Below are 13307 nucleotides of genomic sequence, written 5' to 3'. Positions count from 1 at the left end.
CCGACGGATTGAGCGAGTGCTCAACTGATTGGGGTGCGTGGTGGCGGACACGAAGGAGCGCCTGGTCGACGGGGCGATCAAGGTCCTCGGCAGCGACGGCCTCGCGGGCGCGTCGGCGCGGACGATCGCCGCGGCGGCCGGCGTCAACCAGGCGCTCGTCTTCTACCACTTCGGGACCGTCGACCAGCTGCTCTCGGTCGCCTGCCGGCAGGCGACCGAGAGCCGGGTCGCGCTCTACCGGGAGCGGTTCGCGGCCGTGTCGAGCATCGGCGAGCTCCTCGACGTCGGCCGGCAGCTGCAGCAGGTCGAGCGGGCCGAGGGCAACGTCGCGATCCTCGCGCAGCTGCTCGCCGGCGCCCAGACCGACGAGCGCCTCGCACCGGCCGTCGCCACCTGCCTGAAGCTGTGGATCGCCGAGATCGAGCCGGTGCTGCACCGGGTCACCGCCGCCTCCCCCGTCGCCGACCTCGTCGACGTGCCGGGGCTGGCCAGGGTGGTCGCGTCGACGTTCATCGGCCTGGAGCTCTTCACCGGCGTCGACCCGGACGGGGCGGGCGCCGCCGTCGCCGCGCTGGAGCGCCTGGGCGTCCTCGTCGAGGTCGTCGACGGCCTCGGCCCCGTCGCCCGCCGCGCCCTGCAGGCGAAGCTCCGCAAGGCCGCCCGGTGAAGGCGAAGCACGCCGCGCGGGCCGCGGTGGCGGCGGTGTGGCTGTACGAGGGCCTGTGGTGCAAGCTCCTGCACGGCGATCCCGACCAGGAGAAGATCGTCGCGGCGGCGCCGCTGCTCGGGCCCGCCGCCCTGACCGGGATCGGCCTCGTGGAGGTCGCCCTCGCGGCCTGGGTCCTCACCGGACGGTGGCCCAGGGCCGCCGCCGCGACGCAGACGGTGCTGCTGGTCGCGTTCAACGCCGGCGGCCTGCTCTTCGCCGGGGACCACATCGCCGACGCGGGCCGGATGCTGACCTCCAACGCCGCCCTCCTCGCCCTCGCCTGGCTCCTCGCCACACCGAAGACCACAGATGCGTAACCCGTGGCAGCGGGGCCGGCTCACCGTCGGCAGGCGCCCCCAGGTGATGTTCGGCCGCATGTACGAGGACCCCACCGCCGAGCTGAGCGTGTTCCCACCGGCCGGACGGATCCTCGCCATCGCCTCCGCCGGCGACACCGCGGCCGCCCTCGCCCGGGCCGGGCACCGGGTCACGGCGGTCGACATCAGCGCCACCCAGCTGGCCTACGCGCGGGCCAGGCTCGCCGGCGGCCCCACGGTCACCGGCACCGCCGAGCGCCTCCAGGCCGTCGCCCGCCGCGCCGCGGGCCTCGTCGTCCCCGGCTGGCGCCCCGCCGCGATGACGGAGTTCCTGGGCCTGGCCGACCTCGAGGCGCAGCGCGCGCACTGGCGGGAGCGACTGGACCGGCCCGCGCTCCGAGCGCTGATGCGCCTCGCGTTCGCCTCCGCGGGACTCGTCCGGCGGGACCTGTGGCGCGCCCTGCCACCCCGGATGGACCGGGTCCTGCGCCGCCGCCTCGAGCAGGGCCTGACCGGCCACCCGAACGCCACCAACCCGTGGGCCTGGCGCCTCCTCCTGGGCCGCGAATGCCCCGCCGCACCACCCGAACCGGCCGCCGGCGACATCGAGGGCGACATCGAGTGGGTGCACGCCGACGTCGTCGAGCACCTCCGGGCGGTGCCGCAAGGCTGGTACGACGCCGCCACCCTCTCCAACGTCCTCGACGGCCCGCCGCCCGCGTTCGCCGCCGAGCTCGCCGCGGCGCTGCGGCACGGGGTCCGGCCCGGCGGCCCGGTCGTGCTGCGGACGTTCCGCGACGCGCCCCCGCTGCCCGGCGACCCGCTGCCCGACCGGTCCCTGCTCTGGGGCGCCGTCGTCCGCCTCCACCCCCTCACCGCCGCAGCATGACCATGCTGCAGGCCCTGCGACGGCACCCCCTGCCGATGCGCACCCGCTTCGGGCACTCCCTCGTCCTCACGTACGCGCTGCCGGCCCCCGTCCTGGCGCCGCTGCTGCCGACCGGCCTGACCCTCGACACGTACGAGGGCCCGCACGGCAGCCACGGCTTCGTCGCGATCGGCGTCGTGTCCACCCAGGGCCTGCGGCCCGCGCCGTTGCCCGCGGCGCTCGGCATCGACGCCGTGCTCACCGGCTACCGGATCTTCACCAGGTTCCCGACGCCGGCCGGGAGGACCATGCGCGGCCTGTACATCCTGCGCAGCGACACGGGCCGGCCCGCCCTCGCCCGCGCCGGGAACCTGCTCACCCGGTACCACTACCAAGTCGGCACGGTCGGCCTCACCGTCGACGGCGACCTGCTCACCGCCACGGTCGACAGCCGGGACGGCGGCGCCGACCTCACCGTCACCGCCGACCTCGCCTCGACGCGGGGCGGCACGCCCGCACCCGGTGATCATGACCGAGGGCTCGGTCCGGCGGGCCAGGCGGCTGCACCCGCCGCCGGTGGGCGCGGTCCCGGCCGGGGTGACCGCGCTGCCGGTGGCCGACGGCGGGCAGGACGCCGTGTTCCTCGCGTTCGCGGCGCACGAGCTGCGGGTCCCGGCGCAGCGGGCGGCGCTGTTCGCCGAGGCCGCCCGCGCCCTGCGCCCCGGCGGGCACCTGGTGCTCGTCGAGCACTGCCGCGGCGCGGCGACCGTCGCCGCGTACGGGCCGGGCGCCTGGCACTTCTACCCCCGCCGGGAGTGGCTCGGGCTGGCCCGCGGCGCCCGGCTCACCCTCGCGGGCGAGACGACGATGACGCCCCTGGTGCGCGCCCTGGTGTTCCGGCGGTGACCGCCATCGACATGACGGCGGTGACCGCCATCGACATGACGGCGATGGCCGCCGCCGACGCGACGGCGGTGACGGCCGTCGAGGTGCAGCTGCGGCTGGTCGGGGCGGTCCTCGTCGCCCTCGGCGTCGCGCACGTGGCGCTGCCCCGCGTCCTGGCGTGGCGACCGCAGTTCGCGGCGCTGCACCCGCTGACCCGGCACGTGCTGTACACCCACACCTTCTTCATCGGGGTGATGTGCGTGCTGCTCGGTCTCGCCCCGCTGCTGCTCGCCGCCGACCTCCTGCGGCCCGGGCGGGTCCCGGCGGCCGTCCTCGGCGCCGAGTGCGTGTTCTGGGGGCTGCGGTGGGCGGCGCAGTTCGTCGCGTTCCCGCCCGGGACCTGGCGCGGGTCGCGGCTGCACCGGGCCGGGTACGCCGGCTTCACCGTGCTGTGGACGTGGATCGTGGCCGTGTTCGCAGCGGCATTGTTCACACGCTAGGACCTCGGCGCGGGGCCGCCGGGTGGGTGGCGTGGTACAACGACGCGGTGACGGCAACGACGCTGTTCCAGCGCACCAGTGGACCCCCCGGCGCGCCGGTCCTGTTGCTCGGCGGCTCGCTCGGCAGCAACCTCGACATGTGGCGCCCCCAGCTGCCCGCCCTCGCGGACCTGCGGGTGGTGCGCTTCGACCACCGCGGGCACGGCGCCTCCCCCGCGCCGCCGGGGCCCTACCGGATCGAGGACCTGGGCCGTGACGTCCTGGCCCTGCTCGACCGGCTCGGCATCGCCAGGGCGTCCTACTGCGGGCTGTCGCTGGGCGGGATGGTCGGCATGTGGCTCGCCGCCAACGCGCCCGAGCGGATCGAGCGGCTGGTGCTGATCTGCACGGCCGCGCACCTGCCGCCGGCGGACGGCTGGGCGGTGCGCGCGGAGCAGGTCCGGAACGTGGGCATGGGCAGCATCGCCGACGCGGTCCTCGGCCGCTGGTTCACGCCCAGGTTCCGGGCGGCGCTGCCGGCGAAGGTCGCGCCCTACCGGGCGATGATCGCGGCGTGCCCGGCGGAGGGGTACGCCGGCTGCTGCGAGGCGATCGGCGCCATGGACCTGCGCGACGACCTGCCGCGGATCACCGCGCCGACGCTGGTCATCGCCGGCGCCGACGACCCGGCGACGCCGCCGGAGCACGGCGAGCGCATCCACGCCGGGATCGCCGGCAGCCGCCTGGTGGTGCTGCCGGGCGCGGCCCACCTGGCCAACGTGGAGCAGGCCGAGCCGATCGCCCAGCTCATCCGGGACCACGTGGGTGGGTGACTACGAGACGCACGTGACCGTCGACTTCGACCCGCGCCTCGAGGCGTGGGCGTCGGCGGCCGGCCTCAAGTACACGAGGATCCGGCTCGACCGGGGCGGCCACGCCGACCAGCCGATGCTGACCGGCCGCGGCCGCGGCGACCTGGCGGGGCAGCGCGCGGCGGCCGGCGCCCTGGTGGAGCGGCTGCGCGGGGACGGGTTCACGGTGCGCCGGGTCAAGATCGAGGCCCCGCCCTGGCACCCGGGGGTGCCGGCGGGCTACTTCGAGCACCACGTGAAGCTGGTCCTGGCCGCCGCGGACGTCGACGCGGCCCGGTCGGTGGCCGTGCGGCACGGCGCCCACCTGTCCCGCAACGCCCGCCGGACCCGCGACGACGGCCGGCACGAGCGGTTCGTGACCCAGCGCTGCCACGACGTGGACCGCGCCGGGGCCCGGCGGCGCCTCGACGCGCTGCTGGCCGAGCTGCCGTTCGTGCCGGTCGAGGTCGAGGAGGAGTACGTGCTGGTCGACGACAACCCGGGGCTGGACGCCGGATGGATCCAGTGACCGCGCACCGGGACGTGCTCGACCACGTCCTCGCCGTCGTCGCCGCCGACCCCGCCGGCGAGTCGCTGGTCCTGCGGGGCAGCATGACGATGCCGGCCTGGGTCGGCGCCCGGGCCCGCCCGCCCGGCGACCTCGACTGGGTCGTCCGCCCTGTGCTGGTCACGGGCCTGGACAGCCGCCACCCGCACCCGTGGGTGGACCGGATCGACCCGGTGCAGTACTGGCCCGAGGCGACGCAGGGCGCCGGCCGGGCGCAGCCGTCGGCGTTCCTGGACGAGGGCACCGGCGGGGTGCGGGCGCTGCTGCCGCCGGACGGGATGCGCTGGATGCACGCGGAGGAGATCGACCCCGACGACCAGCCACACCTGAAGGTGATGGAGGCGCTCGAGCGGCACCCGCGGACGCCGGGCGGCGCGGTCCTGGACATCGCGAACGCCAGACCCGACCCGGACTGGGACTACGCCGGCTACCGCCTCGACTACGGCGGCTCGGCCGGTGCCCGCGTCCACGTCCCGTGGCGGTCCGGCGCCGAGGAAGGCACCGTCCAGCTGGACTTCGCCTACGACGAGACGCTGCCGGAGCCGCCCGTGCTGACCGTCGTGCCCTGCGGCGCGGGCCGGCCGCCGACGGCGGTGTGGACGGCGAGCCGGGCGCTGTCGCTGCTGTGGAAGCTGCAGTGGCTCGCCGAGGACCTGACCCGGGAGGGCGCCGCCCACGGCAAGGACGTCTACGACGCCGTCCTGCTCGGCGAGCTCGACGGCGTCACGCTCTCGCCCCGGCTGCGCCGCCTGCTGCCCGCCCTCGACCCGGCCGCGGTCCGCGCGATGGCCGTCGACTGGACCAGCTGGCCCGTCCACGACCCGGAGAGCTGGCTGGACCGCCTCGCGTGGGCGGTCCAGCACCACGTGGCGGGCTACGACACGGACCGGTAGACGTCCAGGGTCTGCTGGGCGATCGCCGACCAGGAGAAGTGGTCCAGGGCGCGCTGCCGCCCGGCACGGCCGAGCTCCGCGGCCCGGGCCGGCTCCTCCAGCAGCTCGTTCATCGCGTCGGCGAGGTCCGCGACGAAGCGGTCCTCGTCCAGCGGCGTGCCGGATCCGTCGGTGACCTGCTCGATCGGCACGAGCAGCCCGGTCTCGCGGTCCGCGACGACCTCGGGGATGCCGCCGGTGGCGGTCGCGACGACCGCGGTCTGGCAGGCCATCGCCTCGAGGTTGACGATACCCATCGGCTCGTAGATCGACGGGCAGACGAAGAGGGTGGCGTGGGTGAGGACCTGGATGACCTCCCGCTTCGGCAGCATCTCCTGCACCCAGACGACGCCGGAGCGGGTGGCGCGCAGCTCGTCGGCGAGCGCGGTCACCTCCGCCGCGATCTCCGGGGTGTCGGGGGCGCCGGCGAGCAGCACCAGCTGCACGTCGGCGGGGAGCCGCCGGGCCGCCCGCAGCAGGTAGGGCAGGCCCTTCTGCCGGGTGATGCGGCCGACGTACACGACGCTGGGCCGCTGCGGGTCGATGCCGAGCCGGGTGACGACGTCCAGGCCGGGGTCCGGCGAGTACTGCTCGGTGTCGATGCCGTTGTAGATGACGTGGACCCGGTCGGGATCGACCCTCGGGTAGGCCCGGAGCACGTCGGCCTTCATCCCGGCGGACACGGCGATCACGGCGTCGGCGGCCTCGACCGCGGTGCGCTCACACCAGGATGAGAGCGCGTAGCCGCCGCCGAGCTGGTCGGCCTTCCACGGGCGCAGCGGCTCGAGGCTGTGGCTGGTGATGACGTGCGGGACGCCGTGCAGCAGCTTGGCGGTGTGCCCGGCGAAGTTGGCGTACCAGGTGTGGCTGTGCACCAGGTCGGTGCCCGCCGCGCCGGCGGCCATCTCCAGGTCCACCCCCATGGTCCGCAGGGCGGCGTTCGCCCCCTGCAGCCCGGGCGGGTCCGGGTAGCCGACCACGCCCGCTTCCGAGCGGGGCGCGCCGAAGCAGTGCACCCGCACGTCCAGCGGCAGCCGGCGCAGTTCCCGCGCCAGGTACTCCAGATGAACGCCGGCACCACCGTAAACGTCCGGGGGGTACTCTCGAGTCAGTAGGTCTACGCGCACGTTGGAAAGACTAATTGGGTTCGTCTGGCGCAACACGCCGGACACGTTTAGCGTCACGACCATGGCCGCCAAAAAAGTCCTCGCGATCGTCCTCGCCGGCGGCGAGGGCAAGCGATTGATGCCCTTGACCGCTGATCGGGCGAAGCCGGCGGTGCCGTTCGGCGGCATCTACCGGTTGATCGACTTCGTCCTGTCGAACCTGGCCAACGGCGGCTATCTGAAGATGGTCGTGCTGACCCAGTACAAGTCGCACTCGCTGGACCGCCACGTGACGAAGACCTGGCGCATGTCGACGCTGCTCGGCAACTACGTGACGCCGGTGCCGGCGCAGCAGCGGCTCGGGCCGCGCTGGTTCGCCGGGTCCGCGGACGCGATCTACCAGAGCCTGAACCTCATCAACGACGAGCGTCCCGACTACGTGATCGTGTTCGGCGCGGACCACATCTACCGGATGGACCCGGAGCAGATGATGCGCCAGCACATCGAGTCGGGCGCGTCGGTGACGGTCGCCGGGATCCGGCAGCCGCTGTCCACCGCCGACCAGTTCGGCGTGATCGAGGTCGCCGACGACGGGCGGCAGATCTCCGCCTTCCGGGAGAAGCCCCGCGACGCCCGCGGCCTGCCGGACGCGCCGGACGAGATCTTCGCGTCGATGGGCAACTACATCTTCACCACCGGGGCGCTGATCGAGGCCGTCACCCGCGACGCGCAGGACCCGTCCAGCAAGCACGACATGGGCGGCAACATCATCCCGTACTTCGTCGACAAGCATGAGGCGGCCGTCTACGACTTCAGCAACAACGTCGTGCCGGGCAGCTCGGACCGCGACCGCGGCTACTGGCGCGACGTCGGGACCCTGGACTCGTTCTACGAGGCCAACATGGACCTCATCGCCGTGCAGCCGGTGTTCAACCTGTACAACTTCGAGTGGCCGATCTACACCGGCAACAGCCCGTGGCCGCCGGCGAAGTTCGTGCACGGCTGGGGTGAGCGGGTCGGCCGGGCGGTCGGCTCGATGATCTCCCCCGGCGCGGTGATCTCCGGCGCCCTGGTGGAGAACTCGGTGGTGTCGCCCAACGTGAAGGTCCACTCGTGGGCGCACGTGGAGGGCTCGGTGCTCATGGAGGGCGTCGACATCGGCCGGCACTCCGTGATCCGCAACGCCATCATCGACAAGAACGTCATCGTGCCGGAGGGCACCGAGATCGGTGTCGACCTGGAGAAGGACCGGACCCGCTACACGGTCTCCGAGGGCGGGATCGTGGTCATCGGCAAGGGTCAACGCATCATGCCGTAGGAAGACGACGCTAACGCTGCCAACCCCGCGCGGATTCGATACGGTGAGGATCATGGGTACCCCGACACCCGAAGCACCTGCCATCGCCCGGACCGACACCGAGACCGCCCTCGCCTCCGAGGATCCCGTGGTGGTGCCAGACGCGCCCGCGGGCACGTGGCAGGCCGCCACCGGTCCGAGTGTCGTGACCGCGGACCGGTTCCCCATCGAGCAGATCACGCCACAGGTCGAGGGCGGCCGGTTCCCGGCGAAGGCCGTCGTCGGCGAGCTCGTCCCGGTGACGGCCGTCTCCTACCGTGAGGGCCACTCGATGATGGGCTGCAACGTGGTCCTCATCGGCCCCGACGGCAAGGAGGGCCCGTTCACCCGCATGGGTCCGGGCCCGGCCGGCACCGACACGTGGCTCGGCACGGTGCGCCCCGACGCGGTCGGCGCCTGGACGTTCGCGGTCGAGGCGTTCTCCGACCCGTACCTCACCTGGCACGACGCCGTCACGAAGAAGATCGGTGCCGGGCAGGGCCTGCAGGACCTCGGCAACGACCTGGCCGAGGGCGCGGCGCTGCTCAACCAGGCCGCGACCGGCGTCCCGGTGGCGGAGCGCTCCCGGGTCACCGGCGCCGCGCAGGCCCTCGCCGACACGACGATCCCGCTGTTCGCCAGGGTGTCCCCGGCGCTGGGCCTCACCGACGTGCTGTGGCGCCATCCGCTGCGCCAGCAGGTGACCCGCTCCAAGGAGCTGCCCCTGTGGTGCGACCGGAAGCGGGCGCTGTTCTCCGCGTGGTACGAGTTCTTCCCCCGCTCCCAGGGCGCGCTCGTCGACGAGCACGGCAAGCCGATCAAGCACGGCACGTTCGCGTCCGCGACCCCGCGCCTGGCCGAGGTCGCCGAGCTCGGGTTCGACGTGGTGTACCTGCCGCCGATCCACCCGATCGGCCGGGTCAACCGTAAGGGGCCGAACAACACCCTGGTCGCCGGGCCGCAGGACGTCGGCTCGCCGTGGGCGATCGGCGCCGAGGAGGGCGGGCACGACGCGATCCACCCGGAGCTGGGCACCCTGCACGACTTCCGGGCGTTCATCGCCGCGGCCGGCGACGCCGGCGTCGAGATCGCGATGGACCTGGCGCTGCAGTGCGCGCCGGACCACCCGTGGGTCACCGAGCACCCCGAGTGGTTCACCACCCGCGCCGACGGTTCGATCGCCTACGCGGAGAACCCGCCGAAGAAGTACCAGGACATCTACCCGCTGAACTTCGACAACGACCCGCAGGGCATCCGCGACGAGATCCTGCGCATCGTGCTGCACTGGGTCGAGCAGGGCATCAAGATCTTCCGGGTCGACAACCCGCACACCAAGCCCGTCGGGTTCTGGCACTGGATCATCAACGAGGTCAAGTCGGTCGACCCCGACGTGCTGTTCCTGGCGGAGGCGTTCACGCGGCCCGCGATGATGCACGGCCTGGGCAAGATCGGGTTCACCCAGTCCTACACGTACTTCACCTGGCGCGTGCAGGCGTGGGAGCTGCGTGAATACGTACAGGAGCTGATCGCCGCCGCCGACTACATGCGGCCCAACTTCTGGCCCAACACGCCGGACATCCTGCCCGAGCACCTGCAGCACGGCGGCCCGCCGATGTTCAAGATCCGGGCGGTCCTGGCCAGCATGCTGAGCCCCTCGTGGGGGATGTACTCGGGCTACGAGCTCTACGAGCACCTGCACCGTCCGGGCTCCGAGGAGTACCTGGACAACGAGAAGTTCCAGCTGCGCCCCAGGGACTGGGCGGCCGCCGAGGCCGTCGGTGAGTCCCTGGCGCCGTACCTGCGCCGGCTCAACCTCGTGCGCCGGGACAATCCCGCGCTGCACTGGCTGCGCAACACCGTCTTCCACAGCATTGACAATGAACAATTGCTCTGCTTCTCGAAACGGGACCCTGACAGCGAAAACGCCGTGCTCATCGTGGTTTCGCTGGATTCGCACAACGTCCAGTGGGGTAACACCACCCTGGACATGCCCGCGCTCGGTCTCGACTGGCACGAGCGGTTCACGGTGCGCGACGAGCTCACCGGTGCGACCTTCGACTGGGGACAACACAACGCGGTCCGACTCGACCCCCTGTACGAGCCGGCACACGTGTTCACGGTGCATCGTCACCGGTGACAGCACAAGGTAGGTGGCAGCATGACGGATCCGGTCGAGGGCACCCACGTCGTCGCGGACGGCACGGTCGAACACCCCTCAGCCAGTGACTTCGGCAACGCGAGAATCCTGCCGGCGGACGAGACCTGGTATCAGCGCGCGGTGTTCTACGAGGTGCTCGTCCGCGCGTTCGCCGACTCGAACGCCGACGGGTCCGGGGACCTTCAGGGACTGATCGGCCAGCTCGACTATCTGCAATGGCTCGGTGTCGACTGTCTCTGGCTCCCGCCGTTCTACGACTCGCCGCTGCGCGACGGCGGCTACGACATCCGCGACTTCTACAAGGTGCTGCCGGACTTCGGCACGGTCGAGGACTTCGTCGAGCTGCTCGACGCGGCCCACAAGCGCGGCATCCGGGTCATCACCGACCTGGTCATGAACCACACCTCGGACTCGCACCTGTGGTTCCAGGAGTCGCGGCGCGACCCGACCGGGCCCTACGGCGACTACTACGTCTGGAGCGACGACAACACCGCCTACTCCGACGCGCGGATCATCTTCGTGGACACCGAGGAGTCCAACTGGACGTTCGACCCGGTGCGGCGGCAGTTCTACTGGCACCGGTTCTTCCACCACCAGCCGGACCTCAACTACGAGAACCCCGAGGTCCAGCGGGAGATGCTCGACGTGCTGCGGTTCTGGCTCGGGCTGGGCATCGACGGCTTCCGCCTCGACGCGGTGCCCTACCTGTTCGAGGACGAGGGCACCAACTGCGAGAACCTGCCGGCGACGCACGAGTTCCTCCGCCGCTGCCGCAAGGTCATCGACGACGAGTTCCCCGGCCGGGTCCTGCTCGCCGAGGCCAACCAGTGGCCGGCCGACGTCGTGCAGTACTTCGGCGACGGCGACGAGTGCCACATGGCGTTCCACTTCCCGCTGATGCCGCGCATCTTCATGGCGGTCCGGCGCGAGTCGCGCTTCCCCATCTCGGAGATCCTCGCGCACACCCCGCCGATCCCGGCGAACTGCCAGTGGGGCATCTTCCTGCGCAACCACGACGAGCTGACCCTCGAGATGGTCACCGACGAGGAGCGCGACTACATGTACGCGGAGTACGCCAAGGACCCGCGGATGCGCGCCAACGTCGGGATCCGGCGGCGCCTCGCGCCGCTGCTGGAGAACGACCGCAACCAGATCGAGCTGTTCACCGCGCTGCTGCTGTCGCTGCCCGGGTCGCCGGTGCTGTACTACGGCGACGAGATCGGCATGGGCGACAACATCTGGCTCGGCGACCGCGACGGCGTGCGCACCCCGATGCAGTGGACCCCGGACCGCAACGCCGGCTTCTCCCAGGCGAACCCGGGCCGGCTGTACCTGCCGGCGATCCAGGACCACGTGTACGGCTACCAGTCGATCAACGTCGAGGCCCAGAAGGAGAGCTCGACGTCGGTGCTGAACTGGACCCGCACCATGCTGCAGGTCCGCCGGCGGCACGAGGCCTTCGCGGTCGGCGTGTTCCGGGAGCTCGGCGGGTCCAACCCCTCGATCCTCGCGTTCGTGCGCGTGCACGAGGAGGACGTGGTCCTGTGCGTCAACAACCTGTCGCGCTTCCCCCAGCCGATCGAGCTCAACCTGCAACAGTGGGCCGGGTACACCCCGATCGAGCTCACCGGACACGTCCAGTTCCCGAACATCGGCCAACTGCCGTACCTGCTGACGTTGCCGGGCCACGGCTTCTACTGGTTCCAGCTCGTCGCGCCGGCCGAGCAGAGCTGAGGAGAGACCCATCTCATGACGACGCTGCCGTTCACCGAATGGCTGCCGCACCAGCGGTGGTACGCGGGCCGCAACCGCACCCTGACCGATGTCCGCCCGGCGGCCGTCACGGCGCTGCCCGACCAGCTCGACCACGTGCTGCTCGACGCGCACTACGAGGACGGCGGCACCGAGCGCTACCAGGTGTTCGTCGGCTGGGACCTCAACGTCGTGCCCGAGCTGCACGCGGCGGCGCTGATCGGCGCCGCCGAGCACGACCGCGCCGGCTTCGACGCGCTCTACGACGAGCAGTCCGCGCAGCGCCTGCTCGGCCTGATCGACACCGGCGCCACCGTCGAAGGGGTCCGGTTCGTGCCGGAGCCCGGCGTGGCGCTGCCCGTGCAGGCGCCGGCCCGGGTCGTGGACGCCGAGCAGAGCAACACCAGCGTCGTGTACGACAGCGCCGCGATCCTCAAGGTGTTCCGCCGGGTGACCCCCGGCATCAACCCGGACCTGGAGCTCAACCGGGTCCTCGCCCGCGCCGGCTGTCCCAACGTGGCGCGGCTGCTCGGCGCGGTGGAGAGCACCGACGACGACGGCACGCCGGTCACCCTCGCGATGGTCACCGAGTACGCGCAGAACTCCGCGGAGGGCTGGGCGATGGCCGCGACCAGCGCCCGCGACCTGTTCGCGGAGCACGACCTCAACCCCGACGAGGTCGGCGGCGACTTCGCCGCCGAGTCGTGGCGGCTCGGGGAGGCGGTCGCGCACGTGCACCGCACCCTGGCCGTGGAGCTCGGCACGCAGACCGCCCCGGCGCCGGCGGAGGCGATGCTGGCCCGGCTCGACGCCGCGGTCCAGGCGGTGCCGCAGCTCGCCGAGTTCGTGCCGGGCGTGCAGGCGATGTTCCGCAACGCCGGCGACGACCCGATCACCGTGCAGCGCGTCCACGGCGACCTGCACCTGGGTCAGGTGCTGCGGACCCCCGAGTCGTGGCTGCTGATCGACTTCGAGGGTGAGCCGGGGGTACCGGTGGAGGTCCGCCGCCGGCCCGACTCGCCGCTGCGGGACGTGGCCGGGATGCTGCGCTCCTACGAGTACGCCGCCTACCAGCTGCTCGTCGGCGAGGAGGGTGACGCGGCCCTCGCCGAGCGGGCGAAGCAGTGGGTGGACCGTAACCGCGCCGCATTCTGCGACGGCTACGCTGCGGCTGCCGGCTACGACCCCCGCGAGGATCAGGCGTTGCTGTGCGCCTACGAGCTGGACAAGGCGGTCTACGAGACCGCCTACGAGTCGCGGCACCGGCCGACCTGGCTGCGGATCCCCCTGCAGTCCATCGAGCGGCTGGTCAACGGCTCTCTGACGGAACCCAGGTGACGGAGCTT

The 13307-nt window shown here is 72.5% G+C and carries 13 protein-coding genes and 1 pseudogene; 13 read left to right on the top strand and 1 reads right to left on the bottom strand.

Translation table 11 applies throughout. The features are described from left to right. The first annotated feature begins 40 nt into the window (after window positions 1–40). The 9 genes and pseudogenes from AB0J72_RS26760 to AB0J72_RS26720 all read left to right on the top strand — a co-directional run bounded on the left by AB0J72_RS26760 (window position 41) and on the right by AB0J72_RS26720 (window position 5570). Window positions 41–667, top strand: a complete 627-nt coding sequence (locus AB0J72_RS26760) for a TetR family transcriptional regulator (protein ID WP_363403168.1) — start codon at window positions 41–43, stop codon at window positions 665–667. Further along, complete coding sequence (locus AB0J72_RS26755; RefSeq protein ID WP_363403166.1) at window positions 664–1026, top strand: DoxX-like family protein; 363 nt, start codon at window positions 664–666, stop codon at window positions 1024–1026. The genes AB0J72_RS26760 and AB0J72_RS26755 overlap by 4 nt, the downstream gene beginning before the upstream one ends. Beyond that, entirely contained in the window at window positions 1019–1915 is an 897-nt protein-coding gene (locus AB0J72_RS26750) for a methyltransferase domain-containing protein (RefSeq protein WP_363403164.1), read from the top strand. Before AB0J72_RS26755 ends, AB0J72_RS26750 begins: the two co-directional genes overlap by 8 nt. Beyond that, window positions 1912–2370 (top strand): annotated as a pseudogene (locus AB0J72_RS26745) (DUF2071 domain-containing protein); the annotation flags it as partial. The gene AB0J72_RS26750 and the pseudogene AB0J72_RS26745, both read left to right, overlap by 4 nt. Before the next feature lie 52 nt (window positions 2371–2422). Further along, window positions 2423–2800 (top strand): methyltransferase domain-containing protein, encoded by a 378-nt coding sequence (locus AB0J72_RS26740; protein ID WP_363403324.1) that lies wholly within the window; start codon window positions 2423–2425, stop codon window positions 2798–2800. Beyond that, window positions 2797–3279 carry a hypothetical protein gene (locus AB0J72_RS26735; protein ID WP_363403331.1) on the top strand — a complete coding sequence of 161 codons (483 nt, stop codon included), beginning with the start codon at window positions 2797–2799 and terminating at the stop codon, window positions 3277–3279. The genes AB0J72_RS26740 and AB0J72_RS26735 overlap by 4 nt, the downstream gene beginning before the upstream one ends. 47 nt (window positions 3280–3326) lie before the next feature. Next, window positions 3327–4091 carry a 3-oxoadipate enol-lactonase gene (pcaD, locus tag AB0J72_RS26730; RefSeq protein ID WP_363403162.1) on the top strand — a complete coding sequence of 255 codons (765 nt, stop codon included), beginning with the start codon at window positions 3327–3329 and terminating at the stop codon, window positions 4089–4091. Further along, window positions 4084–4638, top strand: coding sequence for a hypothetical protein (locus AB0J72_RS26725; protein ID WP_363403160.1), 555 nt, complete (start codon window positions 4084–4086; stop codon window positions 4636–4638). The genes pcaD and AB0J72_RS26725 overlap by 8 nt, the downstream gene beginning before the upstream one ends. After that, entirely contained in the window at window positions 4626–5570 is a 945-nt protein-coding gene (locus AB0J72_RS26720) for a nucleotidyl transferase AbiEii/AbiGii toxin family protein (protein ID WP_363403158.1), read from the top strand. The genes AB0J72_RS26725 and AB0J72_RS26720 overlap by 13 nt, the downstream gene beginning before the upstream one ends. On the opposite strand, the gene glgA is transcribed toward AB0J72_RS26720, so the two are convergent. Beyond that, window positions 5552–6736, bottom strand: a complete 1185-nt coding sequence (glgA, locus tag AB0J72_RS26715; RefSeq protein ID WP_363403156.1) for a glycogen synthase — start codon at window positions 6734–6736, stop codon at window positions 5552–5554. The two genes, AB0J72_RS26720 and glgA, sit on opposite strands and share 19 nt — an antisense overlap. A gap of 61 nt (window positions 6737–6797) precedes the next feature. Between glgA and glgC the strand changes: the two genes are divergently transcribed. The 4 genes from glgC to AB0J72_RS26695 are packed head-to-tail and all read left to right on the top strand — an operon-like array spanning window position 6798 to window position 13299. After that, window positions 6798–8033: a glucose-1-phosphate adenylyltransferase gene (gene glgC, locus AB0J72_RS26710; RefSeq protein ID WP_363403154.1), complete on the top strand. Its 1236-nt coding sequence runs from the start codon at window positions 6798–6800 to the stop codon at window positions 8031–8033. Window positions 8034–8085: 52 nt separating this feature from the next. Further along, a complete protein-coding gene (locus AB0J72_RS26705) occupies window positions 8086–10188 on the top strand; it encodes an alpha-1,4-glucan--maltose-1-phosphate maltosyltransferase (protein WP_363403152.1) in 2103 nt (700 codons plus the stop codon). A 21-nt stretch (window positions 10189–10209) separates the two neighbouring features. After that, entirely contained in the window at window positions 10210–11943 is a 1734-nt protein-coding gene (gene treS / locus AB0J72_RS26700; RefSeq protein WP_360570464.1) for a maltose alpha-D-glucosyltransferase, read from the top strand. Window positions 11944–11958: 15 nt separating this feature from the next. Then, a complete protein-coding gene (locus AB0J72_RS26695; RefSeq protein ID WP_363403150.1) occupies window positions 11959–13299 on the top strand; it encodes a maltokinase in 1341 nt (446 codons plus the stop codon). Window positions 13300–13307: the final 8 nt, after the last annotated feature.

Source organism: Dactylosporangium sp. NPDC049742 (assembly GCF_040674675.1).
Lineage (GTDB): Bacteria > Actinomycetota > Actinomycetes > Mycobacteriales > Micromonosporaceae > Dactylosporangium > Dactylosporangium maewongense.
The sequence above is the reverse complement of the archived record's forward strand: the minus strand, read 5'-3'. Positions and strand labels throughout refer to the sequence as shown.

Coding starts and splice junctions, on each gene's coding strand:
- AB0J72_RS26740 (WP_363403324.1), top strand. CDS start 2,423: ATGACCGAGGGCTCGGTCCGGCGGGCCAGGCGGCTGCACCCGCCGCCG.
- AB0J72_RS26695 (WP_363403150.1), top strand. CDS start 11,959: ATGACGACGCTGCCGTTCACCGAATGGCTGCCGCACCAGCGGTGGTAC.
- treS (WP_360570464.1), top strand. CDS start 10,210: ATGACGGATCCGGTCGAGGGCACCCACGTCGTCGCGGACGGCACGGTC.
- AB0J72_RS26720 (WP_363403158.1), top strand. CDS start 4,626: ATGGATCCAGTGACCGCGCACCGGGACGTGCTCGACCACGTCCTCGCC.
- AB0J72_RS26750 (WP_363403164.1), top strand. CDS start 1,019: ATGCGTAACCCGTGGCAGCGGGGCCGGCTCACCGTCGGCAGGCGCCCC.
- AB0J72_RS26705 (WP_363403152.1), top strand. CDS start 8,086: ATGGGTACCCCGACACCCGAAGCACCTGCCATCGCCCGGACCGACACC.
- glgC (WP_363403154.1), top strand. CDS start 6,798: ATGGCCGCCAAAAAAGTCCTCGCGATCGTCCTCGCCGGCGGCGAGGGC.